The sequence below is a fragment of the Pseudonocardia sp. ICBG1034 genome, assembly GCF_020131375.1.
Lineage (GTDB): Bacteria > Actinomycetota > Actinomycetes > Mycobacteriales > Pseudonocardiaceae > Pseudonocardia > Pseudonocardia alni.
In genome coordinates, this window is sequence record NZ_JAHLEK010000015.1 from 1,421,183 (window position 1) to 1,435,981 (window position 14,799).

The 14,799-nt window shown below is 75.3% G+C and carries 12 protein-coding genes; 8 read left to right on the top strand and 4 right to left on the bottom strand.

Annotation, left to right across the window (positions count from 1 at the left end):
• Nucleotides 1-3 precede the first annotated feature (3 nt).
• The 3 genes from leuC (at nucleotide 4) to KPF22_RS08230 (ending at nucleotide 2,648) form a co-directional block, all read left to right on the top strand.
• Nucleotides 4-1,431, top strand: a complete 1,428-nt coding sequence (leuC, locus tag KPF22_RS08220) for a 3-isopropylmalate dehydratase large subunit (protein WP_208819693.1) — start codon at nucleotides 4-6, stop codon at nucleotides 1,429-1,431.
• Nucleotides 1,431-2,021, top strand: a complete 591-nt coding sequence (gene leuD, locus KPF22_RS08225) for a 3-isopropylmalate dehydratase small subunit (RefSeq protein WP_178376291.1) — start codon at nucleotides 1,431-1,433, stop codon at nucleotides 2,019-2,021. Before leuC ends, leuD begins: the two co-directional genes overlap by 1 nt.
• Nucleotides 2,022-2,159: 138 nt before the next feature.
• Nucleotides 2,160-2,648 carry an HU family DNA-binding protein gene (locus tag KPF22_RS08230; protein WP_208819695.1) on the top strand — a complete coding sequence of 163 codons (489 nt, stop codon included), beginning with the start codon at nucleotides 2,160-2,162 and terminating at the stop codon, nucleotides 2,646-2,648.
• Between the two features lie 402 nt (nucleotides 2,649-3,050).
• Here the strand turns inward: KPF22_RS08230 and KPF22_RS08235 are convergent, their stop codons facing one another.
• The 3 genes from KPF22_RS08235 to cofC all read right to left on the bottom strand — a co-directional run bounded on the left by KPF22_RS08235 (nucleotide 3,051) and on the right by cofC (nucleotide 7,172).
• Nucleotides 3,051-3,998, bottom strand: coding sequence for an NUDIX hydrolase (locus KPF22_RS08235; protein WP_224401633.1), 948 nt, complete (start codon nucleotides 3,996-3,998; stop codon nucleotides 3,051-3,053).
• The gene (locus tag KPF22_RS08240; protein ID WP_224401634.1) at nucleotides 3,998-6,379 is read right to left on the bottom strand and encodes an RNA degradosome polyphosphate kinase; all 2,382 of its coding nucleotides are present in this window, start codon (nucleotides 6,377-6,379) and stop codon (nucleotides 3,998-4,000) included. The genes KPF22_RS08235 and KPF22_RS08240 overlap by 1 nt, the downstream gene beginning before the upstream one ends.
• Before the next feature lie 61 nt (nucleotides 6,380-6,440).
• Nucleotides 6,441-7,172, bottom strand: a complete 732-nt coding sequence (gene cofC, locus KPF22_RS08245; protein ID WP_208819804.1) for a 2-phospho-L-lactate guanylyltransferase — start codon at nucleotides 7,170-7,172, stop codon at nucleotides 6,441-6,443.
• Nucleotides 7,173-7,307: 135 nt separating this feature from the next.
• On the opposite strand from cofC, the gene KPF22_RS08250 reads away from it, so the two are divergent.
• Genes KPF22_RS08250 through KPF22_RS08260 form a run of 3 tightly spaced genes read left to right on the top strand, consistent with a single transcriptional unit; the run spans nucleotide 7,308 to nucleotide 10,200 of the window.
• Nucleotides 7,308-8,027, top strand: a complete 720-nt coding sequence (locus KPF22_RS08250; RefSeq protein WP_208819699.1) for a 1-acyl-sn-glycerol-3-phosphate acyltransferase — start codon at nucleotides 7,308-7,310, stop codon at nucleotides 8,025-8,027.
• Entirely contained in the window at nucleotides 8,024-9,082 is a 1,059-nt protein-coding gene (locus tag KPF22_RS08255; RefSeq protein WP_178376295.1) for an NAD(P)H-dependent glycerol-3-phosphate dehydrogenase, read from the top strand. Before KPF22_RS08250 ends, KPF22_RS08255 begins: the two co-directional genes overlap by 4 nt.
• A gap of 5 nt (nucleotides 9,083-9,087) precedes the next feature.
• Nucleotides 9,088-10,200, top strand: a complete 1,113-nt coding sequence (locus KPF22_RS08260) for a cystathionine gamma-lyase (protein WP_208819701.1) — start codon at nucleotides 9,088-9,090, stop codon at nucleotides 10,198-10,200.
• A gap of 116 nt (nucleotides 10,201-10,316) precedes the next feature.
• Here the strand turns inward: KPF22_RS08260 and KPF22_RS08265 are convergent, their stop codons facing one another.
• Complete coding sequence (locus KPF22_RS08265) at nucleotides 10,317-11,345, bottom strand: glycosyltransferase family A protein (protein WP_208819703.1); 1,029 nt, start codon at nucleotides 11,343-11,345, stop codon at nucleotides 10,317-10,319.
• A 163-nt stretch (nucleotides 11,346-11,508) separates the two neighbouring features.
• Between KPF22_RS08265 and KPF22_RS08270 the strand changes: the two genes are divergently transcribed.
• A complete protein-coding gene (locus tag KPF22_RS08270) occupies nucleotides 11,509-12,801 on the top strand; it encodes an O-antigen ligase (RefSeq protein ID WP_224401635.1) in 1,293 nt (430 codons plus the stop codon).
• Entirely contained in the window at nucleotides 12,798-14,798 is a 2,001-nt protein-coding gene (locus KPF22_RS08275) for a glycosyltransferase family 4 protein (RefSeq protein WP_224401636.1), read from the top strand. Before KPF22_RS08270 ends, KPF22_RS08275 begins: the two co-directional genes overlap by 4 nt.
• Nucleotide 14,799 lies beyond the last annotated feature (1 nt).

A 14,799-nucleotide genomic window follows, 5' to 3' on the forward strand; every position in this document is an offset into this window, starting at 1 on the left:
GGCGTGACCACCGCAGAGAAGCCGCGCACGCTGGCCGAGAAGGTCTGGGACCGGCACCTCGTCCGCAAGGGCGAGGGCGACGAGCCCGACCTGCTCTACATCGACCTGCACCTGGTGCACGAGGTCACGAGCCCGCAGGCGTTCGACGGGCTCCGGCTCGCGGGCCGTCCGGTGCGCCGTCCGGACCTCACCATCGCCACCGAGGACCACAACGTCCCGACCCTCGACGTCCTCGCCCCGATCGCGGACGAGGTCTCGCGGACCCAGGTGGAGACCCTACGTCGCAACTGCGAGGAGTTCGGCGTCCGCCTGCACCCGATGAACGACCCCGAGCAGGGGATCGTGCACGTGGTCGGGCCGCAGCTGGGGCTGACCCAGCCGGGCACCACGGTGGTCTGCGGGGACTCCCACACCTCCACCCACGGCGCGTTCGGCGCGATGGCCTTCGGCATCGGCACCTCCGAGGTCGAGCACGTGCTCGCCACCCAGACGCTGCCGCTCAAGCCGTTCCGGACGATGGCGATCGAGGTGACCAGCGCCGACGGCACGCTGCGCCCGGGGGTCACCTCCAAGGACGTCATCCTCGCCGTGATCGCGCGGATCGGGACCGGCGGCGGGCAGGGCCACGTGCTGGAGTACCGGGGCAACGTCATCGAGAACCTCTCGATGGAGGCCCGGATGACGATCTGCAACATGTCGATCGAGGCCGGTGCCCGTGCGGGCATGATCGCCCCGGACGAGACGACCTTCGCCTACCTCGAGGGCCGCGACCACGCCCCGGCCGGCGACGACTGGGACGCCGCCGTCGCCGACTGGCGGTCCCTGCGCACCGACGACGGCGCCGAGTTCGACCGGGTCGTGCGGATCGACGCCGACGAGCTCACCCCGTTCGTCACCTGGGGCACCAACCCCGGTCAGGGCCTGCCGCTGGGCGAATCCGTGCCCGACCCGGCCGCCATCTCCGACGACGGCGAGCGCGCCGCCGTGGAGAAGGCTCTGTCCTACATGGGCCTCACCGGTGGGACCCCGCTGCGGGAGGTGCCCGTCGACGCGGTGTTCGTCGGCTCCTGCACCAACGGCCGGATCGAGGACCTGCGCTCGGTCGCGGAGGTGCTCGACGGGCGCTCGGTCGCGAAGGGCGTGCGGATGCTCGTCGTCCCGGGGTCGATGCGGGTGCGCTTCCAGGCCGAGGAGGAGGGCCTGGACAAGGTCTTCACCTCCGCGGGTGCCGAGTGGCGCTCCGCGGGCTGCTCGATGTGCCTGGGGATGAACCCCGACCAGCTCGCGCCCGGTGAGCGCTGCGCGTCCACCTCGAACCGCAACTTCGAGGGGCGGCAGGGCAAGGGCGGCCGTACCCACCTGGTGTCGCCGCTGGTCGCCGCCGCGACCGCCGTGCGCGGCACGCTGAGCAGCCCGGAGGACCTGGACTGATGGAGAAGTTCGACACCCACACCGGGATCGGCGTGCCGCTGCGCTGGTCCAACGTGGACACCGACCAGATCATCCCGGCCGTCTACCTCAAGCGGGTCACCCGCACCGGCTTCGAGGACGGCCTGTTCTCCGCCTGGCGCGACGACCCGTCCTTCGTGCTCAACAACGAGCCCTTCGACCGGGGGTCGGTGCTCGTCGCGGGCCCGGACTTCGGCACCGGCTCCTCGCGCGAGCACGCGGTCTGGGCGCTGATGGACTACGGCTTCCGGGTCGTCATCTCGTCGCGGTTCGCCGACATCTTCCGCGGCAACTCGGCGAAGGCAGGGCTGGTGGCCGCCGAGGTCGCCCAGCCCGACGTCGAGCTGATCTGGAAGAAGCTCGAGACCGAGCCCGGCACCGAGATCACCGTGGACCTGGGTGAGAAGACCGTGCAGGCCGGCGACCTGACCGTGCCGTTCGAGATCGACGACTACGCCCGGTGGCGGCTGCGCGAGGGTCTCGACGACATCGGACTGACCCTGCGGCACGAGGGGGACATCACCGCGTTCGAGGGAACCCGGCCCGCCCGGATGCCACGCACTCTGGCCTGATCCGAACACGGGTGGTCACCATGCTCCGACAGATGTCGTGGTGATCACCCGTTCGGCCCTGTACTGACGGATGGTATGCGACCTGGACTCGCGCCGGGATCTGGTGCGCGGCAGGGCGCAGCCTTACCTTTCGTGACCATGAACAAGGCTCAGCTCGTCGATGCGCTGACCGCCCGGCTCGGAGACCGTCGTGCCGCCACGTCGGCCGTCGACGCGATGGTCGAGGTGATCGTGGACGCCGTCGGCCGTGGTGAGACCGTCACCCTGACCGGGTTCGGGGTGTTCGAGCCGCGACGACGCGCGCCGCGCACCGCCCGCAACCCGCGGACCGGGGAGACGGTGCCCGTCGGGGAGACCGTGGTGCCGTCGTTCCGGCCCGGCGCCGCCTTCAAGGAGCGGGTGGCCGCCAGCGAGGCCGCCGCCGCGAACGCGACCAGCGCCCCCCGCCGTACCGAGCGAGCCGCGACGGGCACCGGTCGCAGCACCGCGACCCGCAAGACGATCCCGCCGGACACCGCGGGCGCTCCGGCCGCCGCGGCCGCTCCGGTGAAGAAGGCGGCTGCCCCGAAGAAGGCGGCCGCCTCGGCGAAGAAGCCGGCCCGACGGAAGGCCGCTGCGGAGAAGTAGCCGCGCCACCGCGCAGCCGCGCCGGCGTGACGATCCCGCGCGCGACGGCCTCCGCCCCCCCGGAACGGCTCCTCCACCCGCGCACCCTGCGCCCCGGCCCGCGCCCGGCGGGCCGGAACCAGTGGACCCGTTCGCGATCGCACACGCCGCCGCGGGAACGGCACACCGCCCCGGCTCCGGTCGACCAGTGCACCAGTGCTGCCGACCCGGGGCCGAACAGCTCTCAGGTACTGATCGACGACCGGGAGCGGGACGTCGGGTGCGGGGCGCGGGGAGCGGCTGCGCGCCCGAGCGACGAGTACACGGAACGACAGGCCGGCGGGGTGGTGTGCGGACGGCGTCCGAGGTGCGGCGCAAGCGGTTCGGTGGGCGCGGCAGGGAGGCGCTGAGCGGCGAGGCGGGTCAGGAGGGCGGGCGGCGGTAGTAGTCGGCCGACAGCAGGGCGCCGTCGTCGTCGAAGCCCAGGACCCAGGTGCTGGCCTTGTGCGAGGGCAGGTCGGGGTCGGGGGACCGGCCCGCGGCGGCGAGCAGGTGCCCGACGACGTCCGGGATGACCCCGCCCTGGCTGCACAGCAGCGTCACGCCGGGCTGCGCCGCGAGGGTGCGGAAGCGGGCCAGGCCGTCGGCGGGGGAGACCCAGTAGCCGTGCTCGCCGAGCAGCGGCTCCACGTCCGGTTCGCCCGCGCCGGACGCCTGGGCGTACGGCTCGATCGTCTGGCCGCACCGCAACGGCGGGGCGGTCGCGAGCCGGTCCGGGCCGAAGCGGTCGAGGAAGTCCGCGAGCCGGTCGGCCTGGGTGAACCCGGTACCGGACAGGGGGCGCAGGTCGTCGTCGCCCTCCCAGGCGGTCCGGCTCCCCGCCTTGGCGTGGCGCACGAGCACCACCGTCGACGACGGCGGCCCCACCCGGTCGAGCCGGTCCAGCAGGTCGGCGTCGGTCGGGCGGGTGAGGAGCGCGGCGGCCTCGTCGCGGGACAGCCAGCGCAGGTCGTCGGTCTCGTCGGTGACGGAGAAGCCGTGGTCGCGGACGGCCTCGGCCGCCCAGTAGTGCACGACCTTCTGGCCCTTGCCGGGCACGGCGTACGCGGTGTGGCCGAGCCGGGCGCCGAGGCGGCACCCCAGGTGCGCCTCCTCGGCGGTCTCGCGCAGCGCGGTCAGGGTCAGCGCCTCGCCCGGGTCCTGGTGCCCCTTGGGCCAGGACCAGTCGTCGTAGCGGGGGCGGTGGACCAGGGCCACCTCGACGGTGCCGTCGTCCGCGCGGCGCCACGGCACCGTCCCGGCCGCGACGACGTCGGCGATGCCCGCCGGATCGATCTCGGCGCCGTCGGTCCGGAGCTGTGCGGACAGCATCAGTCCTCGCTGCTGCCGCGGCGGGAGTTCATCATCTCGACCTGGTGGTCGCGGACCCGGATGTTCTCCGAGCCCGGCGCGGGCGACGGCGACCAGGTCCCGTCCGGCCCGAGCGTCCAGCAGCGCGTCGCCGGGTCCAGGCAGGAGTCGAACATCGCGCCGAGCTGGTCGGCCAGCTTCGGGTCGGCGACCCGCAGCATGACCTCGACCCGGCGGTCCAGGTTGCGGTGCATCATGTCCGCCGAGCCGATCCAGTACTCGTCGGCCGAGCCGAAGTGCAGCACCCGGGAGTGCTCCAGGAACGGCCCGAGGATCGACCGGACGGTGATGTTCTCGCTCAGCCCGGGTCGGCCGGGGACGATCGCGCAGATGCCGCGCACCACGATGTCGACCGGCACGCCCGCCTGCGACGCCCGGTAGCAGGCGTCGATGATGGCCTCGTCGACCAGCGAGTTCGCCTTGATCTGCACCCGCGCGCCGGCTTCGCCGGACAGGTGCGCCTCGATCTCGTCGTCGATGCGGCGGACGATGCCGCGGCGGATCCCGTACGGCGCGACGAGCAGGCTCCGGTAGGAGGTCTGGCGCGAGTAGCCGGTGAGGGAGTTGAACAGGTCGGTGAGGTCCGCGCCGATGGTCGGGTCGGCGGTGAGCACGCCGACGTCCTCGTAGAGCCGCGCGGTCTTCGGGTTGTAGTTGCCGGTGCCGATGTGGCAGTAGCGGCGGATCTCCGACCCCTCCTGGCGCACGACCAGGCAGGTCTTGCAGTGCGTCTTGAGCCCCACCAGGCCGTAGACGACGTGCACGCCGGCCTTCTCCAGCTCGCGTGCCCAGCGGATGTTGGCCTGCTCGTCGAACCGGGCCTTGATCTCGACCAGGGCGACGACCTGCTTGCCCGCCTCGGCGGCGTCGATCAGGGCGTTGACGATCGGGGAGTCGCCGGAGGTGCGGTAGAGGGTCTGCTTGATCGCGAGCACGTTCGGGTCGGCGGCGGCCTGCTCGATGAAGCGCTGCACCGACGTCGAGAACGAGTCGTAGGGGTGGTGCACCAGCACGTCGCCCTCGCGCAGGGTCGCGAACACGCTGCGCGGGGTCTCCCGCTCGGCGAAGGCCGGGTGCGTGGCGGGGCGGAACGGCTCGTCCTTCAGGTCGGGACGGTTGACCCCGTGCACCTGCCACAGACCGGTGAGGTCGAGCAGCCCGGGGACGGTGACGACGTCGTTCGGGTCGACGTCGAGCTCGCGCAGCAGCAGCTCCAGCACGTGCTCGGACATCGTGTCGAGCACCTCGAGGCGGACCGGCGGACCGAACCGGCGCCGGGCCAGCTCGCGCTCCAGGGCCTGCAGGAGGTCCTCGTCGCGGTCCTCCTCGACCTCGAGGTCGGCGTTGCGCGTGACGCGGAACGGGTGGACCTCGGTGACCTCCATGCCGTTGAACAGGTCGCCGAGGTGCGCGGAGATGAGGTCCTCGATCGGCAGGAACGTGCACTGCCGGTTCCCGGCGCGGGTGTCGGTGTCCGGCGGGTCGACCGACACCAGACGCGGCACGTTGTTCGGCACCTTGACCCGGGCGAACCGCTCGGTCCTGCCCTCGGGGTCGCGGACGGTCACCGCGAGGTTGAGCGACAGCCCGGAGATGTAGGGGAACGGGTGCGCCGGGTCCACCGCGAGCGGGGTGAGCACCGGGAACACCGTCTCGGTGAAGTAGTCCGACAGCCGCAGGCGCTCGGCGTCGGTCAGGTCCTCCCAGCTGCGCAGGTGGACGCCGGCCGCGTCGAGCTCGGGGAGCAGCTCGTCCATGAACACCTCGGCGTGCGCCCGCGACAGCGCGCGGCTCCGCTCGGTGATCCGGGCCAGCTGCTGGCGCGGGGTCAGCCCGTCGGCGCTGCGCACGGACAGGCCGGTCTCGTCGCGGCGCTTCAGACCCGCGACCCGGACCATGTAGAACTCGTCGAGGTTGGAGGCGAAGATCGCGAGGAACTTCGCGCGCTCCAGCAGCGGCTGGCTGGAGTCCTCGGCCAGGGCCAGCACCCGGGCGTTGAAGTCGAGCCAGGACAGCTCGCGGTTGAGGTAGCGGTCCTCGGGGAGCAGCTCGGCCATCGTCGACGCCGGGGTGGTCGCCCCCGCGGGCGGCGCGATCGGAGCGGCCCCCTGGACCTGCGACGACGCGGCGGCCGGCGGCGCGGGCGGCGCCGCGGGTCCCGGCGGCACGTGCTGCTGGGACGGGATCTCCGCGGCCGGTGCCTGGTCGGCGACGCTGCGGCTCGCGGTGTGCAGCCGCCGCGATGCCGGACGCGGGGCACGGCGCGACGCCGTCCGGGGACGGCCCCCCGGGTGCGCGGAGGTGCCGTTCCGTCCGTCCGGGGTCGCCGAGTCGTCACTCACGTAGCAATTGTTTCGTACCGCTCCGCAACCGTCCACGCGGACACGGCCCTGTCCGGCGATGTCACGTACGTGGTGTGCCACACCGTCGGGCGACGGCGTCACCGGGCGGGGGACATCCGGGTGGGTGAGGTGTGGCGGGCGGCCCGTGCCGGGCGTCGACCACGGCCCGGGTCCACACCCCCACCCCGAGGGCGACGGCGTCGTCGAGGTCGGCGGCGGTGTCGACGTCGCGGCGCAGACCGGGACGGACACCGGGCAGCGGGCGTGCCCCGGAGGCGCTGTGCCGGGCCGCCGAGCCGCGGCCGAAGTGCGGGTCGAGGTCGTGGCCCGGAGCGACGAGCAGCAGCGTTGTGCCCTCGCCGGGGGCGTCGGGCTGGAAGGCGCGGGTCGCGCCGGCGGCGAACAGCACGGCGGCCGCGGCGACGGCGTCGTCGAGCTCGGCCGGGCGCAGCGCGGGCAGGTCGGCCTGCAGCGCTCCCAGCGCGGCGTGCGGGTCGCGCGAGCGCAGCAGCGCGGCACCGTGGCGCAGCGCGCCGTTGAGCCGGCGGCCGGGGTCGGTGACGACCTCCGCGCCGAGCGCGCCGACCTCCATCGCCACCGCCGGGTCCGAGGAGATCACCAGCACGTGCCGGACCGCCGTCGCGGCGACGGCGGCGGCCACCGTGTCGCGGGCCAGGGCCAGCGCGAGCCGCTGGTGCGCGTCGAGATCACCCACCCCGCCGTCGGCGGCACCGCGCAGCCGGGTCTTGGCGCGGGGCAGCGGTTTCACCGGTACGACCAGGTCCACCCGCAGGGTCACGGCCCCAGTCTGGCACCCCGCGTGACACCGTGGGGCCTCTGTGGGGAGACTCCACGGACGAGATCCGGATCATCCCGATCCGCGACGACCCCACGACCCGCCACCGAGGCGGGCAGGAGGAGGCCGCCGGTGGCACGCGAGAAGGGCGGATTCTGGGTCGGTTTCGCCGTCCCGTTCTTCTACTCGATCGGCTGGCTCACCGGCCGGCCGCGATACCAGGGCCGTGAGCACCTCCCGGCCCGGGGCGGCGCGCTGCTGGTCGGCAACCACATCTCGCACCTGGACCCGATCCACACCGGGACCTACGTGCACAGCGCGGGGCGGGTGCCCCGGTTCCTGGCCAAGAGCAGCCTGTGGCAGGTGCCGGTGCTCGGGCAGGTGCTGCGCGGCTCGGGGCAGATCCCGGTCTACCGCGACTCCGCCGACGCCCAGCAGAGCCTGGCCGCCGGGACGCAGGCCCTGGCCGACGGCAAGATCGTCATCATCTACCCGGAGGGCACCATCACCCGCGACCCCGACGGGTGGCCGATGCGCTCGCGCACCGGCGTCGCGCGGATGGCGCTGGCCTCGGACGTGCCGGTCATCCCGATGGTGCACTGGGGGACCCGCGAGGTCCTCGACGGCTACGAGAAGAAGTTCCGCCCGCTGCCGCGCACCGACGTCGTGCTGCGCGCGGGGGACCCGGTGGACCTGAGCGCCTACCGCGGGCGCCCGCTGGACGCCCACGTCCTGCGCGAGGTCACCGACCTGATCATGGGCCGGGTGCGGGAGCTGCTCGCCGAGGTCCGCGAGGAGGACGCGCCGGAGGAGTTCTACCGCCGCCGCCCGGAGAGCGAGGCGGGCCGATGAGCGTCCCCCCGGCCCCGTCGTTCGGGGAGCGTCCGGTCAACGAGCCCGTGCACTCGATCCACCGCGTCGCCGTGCTCGGCGCGGGCAGCTGGGGCACCGCGTTCGCGAAGGTCCTCGGCGACGCCGGCCGCGACGTGCGGCTGTGGGCCCGCCGGGTGGAGGTGGCCGAGGCGATCAACGCCGACCGGCGCAACCCCGACTACCTGTCCGACGTCGCGCTGCCGGACACGCTGCGGGCCACCCACGACGCGGCCGAGGCCCTCGACGGGGCCGACGCGGTGATCCTCGCGGTGCCGTCGCAGTCGCTGCGCGACAACCTGGAGCGCTGGCGCGACCTGGTCCCGGCCGGGGTCACCCTCACCAGCCTGGCCAAGGGCGTCGAGCTGGGGACGCTCAAGCGGATGACCGAGGTCATCGACGACGTCACCGGCGTCGGGGTGGACCGGCTCGCCGTCGTGTCCGGGCCGAACCTGGCCGCGGAGATCGCCCACGAGCAGCCGACGGCCACCGTCATCGCGTGTGAGGACCACGACCGCGCGGTGGCGCTGCAGACCGCCTGTGCGACCGGCTACTTCCGCGCCTACACCAACACCGACGTCGTCGGGGCGGAGCTGGGCGGGGCGGGCAAGAACGTGATCGCGCTGGCGGTCGGCGTCGCGTCCGGGATGGGGCTGGGCGACAACTCGCGGGCGTCGCTGATCACCCGCGGGCTGGCCGAGATGTCCCGGCTCGGGATGGCGCTCGGTGCCTCGCCGCTGACCTTCGCCGGCCTGGCCGGCATGGGCGACCTGGTGGCGACGTGCAGCTCCCCGCTGTCGCGCAACCGCACGTTCGGCGAGCAGCTCGGCCGCGGCGCGAGTCTCGCCGAGGCGGAGAAGGCCAACCACGGCCAGGTCGCCGAGGGCGTGAAGTCCTGCCTGTCGATCTGCGAGCTCGGTGAGCGCGCCGGGGTGGAGCTGCCCATCGCCGACGCGGTGCGCCGCGTCTGCCACGAGGGCATGACCGCCCACCAGATGGCCAAGGAGCTGATCTCCCGGGCCCCGAAGCCGGAGTGAACCCCATGCTCGGAGACGGCACCCGCTGCGTGCGCGGCGGGGAGAACGACGCCCACGCCGTCGGCGATCCGGTGCACCGCGGGCCGGTGCTGACCAGCACGTACCACCTCGGGCGCCCGGAGGAGGCCGACCAGGGCGCGGACTTCTACGCCCGCGCGGACAATCCGACGTGGCGGCAGTTCGAGGCCGCCGTCGGCGAGCTCGACGGCGGGCCGTGCACGGTCTTCCCGTCCGGGATGGCCGCGGTCGCCGCGGTCCTGCGCGCCTTCGCCGGTACCGGGCGCGGCGTGCTGCTGCCCAGCGACGGCTACTACGTCGCGCGCCTGCTCGCCGACGAGGAGCTCGCCCCGCTCGGGGTGCCGGTCGCGTACTGCGCGACCGCGGGCGACTGGGCCTCGGCGATCGCCCGGCACCGGCCCGCACTGGTGATGCTGGAGACGCCGTCGAACCCCGGCCTGGAGGTCTGCGACGTCGCCGCGGTCGCCGCCGCCGCGCACGCCGCCGGCGCGGTCGTCGCCGTCGACAACACCACGTGCACCCCGCTCGGGCAGCAGCCGCTCGCGCTCGGGGCGGACCTCGTCGTCGCCAGCGACACCAAGGCGCTGTCCGGGCACGGGGACCTGCTGCTCGGGCACGTGTCCGCGGCCGACCCGGTGCACCACGAGCGGGTCCGCGCCTTCCGCACCCGCGGCGGCGCGATCGCCGGGCCGATGGAGACCTGGCTGGCGCTGCGCGGGCTCGGCACCCTGGACCTGCGGCTGGCCCGGCAGGCCGAGAACGCCCGCGCGCTCGCCGTCGCGCTGCGGGAGACCCCGGGCGTGCACGACGTGCGCTGGCCCGGGCTGGCCGACGACCCGTCGCACGTGCTCGCCCGGACCCAGATGCGGCGCTGGAACGGGATCCTGCGGTTCACCCTGGCCGACACCCACGCCGTCTCGGACTTCCTGGCCGCCGCCACGCTGGTCGACTCGGCGACGAGCTTCGGTGGGCTGCGCACCGCCGCGGACCGGCGGGCGCGCTGGGGCGACGCGGTGCCGGACGGTCTGGTGCGGCTGTCCTGCGGTGTCGAGGACACCGACGACCTCCTCGCGGACGTGATCGGCGCACTCGGGGGGTGACCCGCGGGACGGTCCGGCCCGACCGCGGCGGCGCTGCGCCGCGACACGAGGTGCCGTCCACGACCACCGACCACGCCGGACGACGAGCGCGTCGTGCCGGACCGGCCGAGCGGGGCTCAGCGCGCGGCGCCGGCGACCCGGACCGGGGCGACCGGCGCCGCGCCGGAGCCGCCCCGGGTGCGGCGGTAGGCCCAGCGGGTCGGCCCCGGCGCGAGCAGCACCGCGGCGGCGACGGCGAGGGTCCGCGGGTCGGTCCGCTCCCGCAACGCGGCCCGGACCCGGGCCCGCGCGGTCGGGACGTCGCCCTCGAACAGCGCGACCCGGGCCCCGACGACGCCGCGGCGGTGCCTGCTCCGGCGCAGCTCCCGCTCCAGCGCGGCGGGCACGGCCGGGTCGTCCGAGTGCGCGGCGGCCGCGCGGACCGCCCGCTCCCGGGCCTGCTCCACGGCCAGCACCGCGGGCCCGCCGCGCGACAGCGACTGCGGGGCCTGGGTGTAGCTCGCGAGGCGCTCGGGCAGGGTCACCATCCGGTGGCCCGCCGCGACGATCCGCAGGAACAGGTGCAGGTCCGCGACGGTCACCCCGGCGTCGTCGACGTGGCCGTGGGCGTCCCACACCTCCCGGCGCACCGCCCCGGTGTAGTACGGGCACGGCCCCTCGATGAGCTCGGGCAGGGTCAGCACGTGCTCCGGGTCCGGTGCGGGCGCCCCGGCGTTCTCCAGGTAGGAGGCGGGCAGCCGTTCCCCGGTCGCGGCGTCGGTGAACCAGGCGTCGCAGGTGACGGCGGCGAGGTCCGGGCGGGAGTCGAGCACGTCGCCGAGCCGGGCGCAGAAGTCGGGCAGCACCTGGTCGTCGGAGTTGAGCAGGGTGACGTAGCGGCCCGACGACTCGGCCGAGGCGCGGTTGATCCCGCCCGCGGCGCCCCGATTGGGCTGGCGGACGAGCACGATCCGCGCGTCGCGCTCGGCGTGGGAGCCGACGATCCGGGCCATCTCGTCGGACATCCCGTTGTCGACGACGACGAGCTCCCAGTCCGGGTCGGTCTGGGCCAGCACCGACGCGATCATCCCCGACACCGCGTGCTCGGTGCGGTACGCGGTCGACAGGAAGCTGAAGCGCGGACGTTCCTGACGGTGGTGGCCCATGGTCGTCCGTTCTGTCGGGGTCGCTGGGATGACCGTCGTACCGGGGCGGCGCCGGTGTTACGCCGCCGCGTCGTTGATCTCCGCCACAGGGGGTAACGATCCCCGGTGGACGGCCGAATGCACCGCCGTACGGACGGGTCTCGGACGGCGGGTGGAGGCGGGGATGGTGCAGCAGACCGCACCGGCCGGGGTGGTCCTGCGGGACACCGGTCCGCGGCCCGGCACCCCGCTGGTGCGCGAGGTCGCCACCCGCACACCGGCGGCCCGGCTGCTGCAGGGGCTGGTGTTCCTGACCGTCGGCGTGGCCTCCTGCGAGGGCTACCTGCTCGACGTCAACGACGTCGTCACCAAGGTCCCCGCGGCGACGCTCGTGCTGGTCTGGCTGGTCGCCCGGCTGCGCCCGTTCCGGATGCCGCGCTTCCACCCGGTCCACGTGCCGCTGGCCGCCCTGGCCGTGGCCGTGCTCGCCTCGACCGCGGTGCACGCCGGCGACACCTTCACCATGACCTACGCCCAGCGCTGGGTGTCGTTCCTGGTCACCGTCACGGTGCTGATCGACGTCTGCTCCCGGGAGGTCCCGGTACGGGTCCCGGTGTGGGCCTCGGTCACCGGCGCGACGGTCGCCGCGAGCGGGGCCCTGTGGAGCTTCCTCATCGAGGGCTCGCCGCGCGCGACCGGGCCGCTGGAGGACCCGAACGACCTGGCCTACGTGCTGGTCTCGGCGGTGCCGCTGCTGCTCGCGCTGTGGCTGCGCCGCCCGCGCCGCGACGGCCGTGTGCGCGCCCCCCGGGCCGCGCAGGTCCTGGTCGGGGTGGTGCTGGTGCTGCTGGTGCTGGGCGCGGCGGTGACCGTGTCCCGCGGCGGGATGATCGCGCTGGCCGTCGCGCTGGTGTGGCTCGCGGTGCGCGGGGCGATCGCGCCGCGGGTGCTCGTCGCGGCCGCCGTCGCCGTCGTGGTCGCCGGGGTCGCGCTGGTCGCGGCCTTCGGTGACGACGTCGGCCGCGCGCTGTCCCAGAAGGACCAGGTCGCCGCCTCCAACATCGACAGCCGGGCGCTGCGCTGGGAGGTGGCGGCCACGCTGCTGCCCGAGCACCCGCTGCTGGGCGTCGGGCCCGGCGGGTTCCGCTCGCACTACCTCGCGGCCTCGCACAACGCCGAGCTGGAGGAGCAGACCCCGGTCGCCCACAACATGTACGTCGAGGTCGCCGCCGAGCTCGGGGTGCTCGGTCTGGCCGGGTTCGTCGGGATGATCGCGGTGGCGCTGTGGTCGGCCGAGCGGGCGGTCCGGGCCGCCGGCCCCGGCCCCGGTCGGCTGCTGCCGCTGGCGGTGCAGACCGCGCTGATCGCGGTCTGCGTCGCCTCGGCGTTCCTGTCCGAGCAGTACTACATGCCCCTGTGGGCACTGACAGCCGCGGCCTGCGCCGTGGGCCTGCGCAGCGAGGGAGCGATCCGGTGAAGGTCCTGCAGGTCGTCAACGAGATGGGGACCGGGGGAGCGGAGCGCGTCGTCGCCGACCTGGCCCGGCACGGGACCGGCCTCGGCTGGGACACCGTGGTCCTGTCCTCGGGCGGGGTGCGGGCCGACGAGCTGGCCGCACAGGGGTACCGCACCGAGACGATGCCGGTGGTGCGCCGCACCCCGGCCGGGATCCTGCGCGGAGCCCTCGCCGTGGCCGCCGCCGTCCGGCGGCACCGCCCGGACGTCGTGCTCGCCCACAACGTGCTGGTCGGTCTGGTCTGCCGGCTCGCCGCGCACACCCGGCGCCGCAGCCCGACGCTGGTGACGGTCTTCCACGGGGTCGCCGCCGACGACTACCCGGCCGCGGCCCGGCTGCTGTCGCGCACCGCCGACGTCGTGGTGGCGGTGTCCGCGGCGGTCGCCGACCGGCTGCGGGCCGCGGGCCTGCACGACACCCGGATCGCGGTTCTGCGCAACGCCGTCACCCCGCCGGTGCTGCCCGGCCGGGCCGAGGCCCGGCGCGCCCTCGACCTGCCCGCCGACGCCGGTGTCGCGCTGTGCGCGGCCCGGCTGGTCCCGCAGAAGCGCCACGACGTGCTGCTCGACGCCTGGCGCTCGCTGCCGGGCCGGCCGGTGCTGCTCCTCGCCGGGGACGGCCCGCTGCGCGCCGACCTGGAGGACCGGGCCGCGGACCTGGGGGACCGGGTGCGGTTCCTCGGGGCCCGCGACGACATGCCCACCCTGCTCGCCGCCGCCGACGTCGCCGTGCTGACCAGCGACTGGGAGGGCCTGCCGATGGTCGTCCTGGAGGCGATGGCCGCCGGGCTCCCGGTGGTCGCCACCGACGTCGACGGCGTCCGCGAGGCGCTCGGCCCGCGCGGCGACGCACCCGCCGCCGGGCTGCTCGTCCCGCCGGGGACCCCGGCCGCCGTCGTCGCCGCGCTGAACAGGCTGGCCGACCCGCGCCGCCGCGAGGTGCTGGCCGCGGCCGGCCGGGCCCGGGTGGCCGCCGAGCACGACCCGGCCGCGCTGGCCGCCGGCTACGACGCGCTGCTGCGCGACGCCCGCGCCCTGGGCACCGGCGGTCCCGGCCGGATCTGGCTCGGCGCGGTCGCCGCGCTCGCGGGACTCGCGACGGCCGTCGCGGTGCTGCTGGCCGTCGCGCTCGGGCCGGGCACCGAGCAGGCCACCGTCACGCTGGTGGCCCGGCCGGACGTCGGCGCCACGATCTCGCTGAACACGGCCCGTCCGGTGGTCTCCACCAGCTACGGCGAGGTCGTCTCGCTGGCCCTGCCCGCACTGCCCGAGATCGCCACCGGGCCGTCGCTGCTGGGCCGCGCGGCCGCCGCGGTGCCCGGCGGCCCCGACCCCGAGCAACTGCGCCGCGCCGTGTCGGTGGAGCTGGTCCCGGCGTCGGGGCTGGCGCGGATCTCGGTGCGTGACCCCGACCCGGCCCGTGCGGCGGCGCTGGCCGAGGCCGTCGCCGACCAGGTCGTGGCGGCCGACGTCCTCGACCCGGCCGGACGCCTGGTCCCGGTCGACCCCCGCGCCTCGGTGACCCCGGTCGCCACCTCGACCACGCTGGCCGCGGCGCTCGCGCTGTCGGCGGGGATCGTCGTCGCCGTCGTGACGGGGGCGGCGCTGCTGCCCCGGCGGCGGGCCACCCCGCATGCGGCGCTGCTGCGTGCCGTCGCCGCGGCGGGCCGCGGCCCGGTCGCGGTGCTGGACGCGGCGGACCCGGTGCTCGTCGACCGGATCCGGCTGCTGGCCGGGACGGACGTGACGCGGGTGGTGCCGGCCGGGCCCGGCCTGGAGACCGACGCCCGGCGGATCACCGAGGCGCTCGCGCTGCGCGACGGCCCGGCGCCCGGACGGGCCCGGCCCGGCGCGGTCGTGGCACTCGCGGACCCGCGGCGCACCCGCACCGACGACCTCACCGGCGCCCTCGCGGCCGTCCCGGAACGGGAGCGCGTGCTGGCCGTCGTCCTGACCTGAC

Bases quoted from the DNA above. Each gene is read 5' to 3' on its own strand.
- leuD (WP_178376291.1), top strand. From the start codon at position 1,431: ATGGAGAAGTTCGACACCCACACCGGGATCGGCGTGCCGCTGCGCTGG.
- KPF22_RS08230 (WP_208819695.1), top strand. From the start codon at position 2,160: ATGAACAAGGCTCAGCTCGTCGATGCGCTGACCGCCCGGCTCGGAGAC.
- KPF22_RS08235 (WP_224401633.1), bottom strand. From the start codon at position 3,998: ATGCTGTCCGCACAGCTCCGGACCGACGGCGCCGAGATCGATCCGGCG.
- KPF22_RS08255 (WP_178376295.1), top strand. From the start codon at position 8,024: ATGAGCGTCCCCCCGGCCCCGTCGTTCGGGGAGCGTCCGGTCAACGAG.
- KPF22_RS08260 (WP_208819701.1), top strand. From the start codon at position 9,088: ATGCTCGGAGACGGCACCCGCTGCGTGCGCGGCGGGGAGAACGACGCC.
- KPF22_RS08265 (WP_208819703.1), bottom strand. From the start codon at position 11,345: ATGGGCCACCACCGTCAGGAACGTCCGCGCTTCAGCTTCCTGTCGACC.
- KPF22_RS08270 (WP_224401635.1), top strand. From the start codon at position 11,509: ATGGTGCAGCAGACCGCACCGGCCGGGGTGGTCCTGCGGGACACCGGT.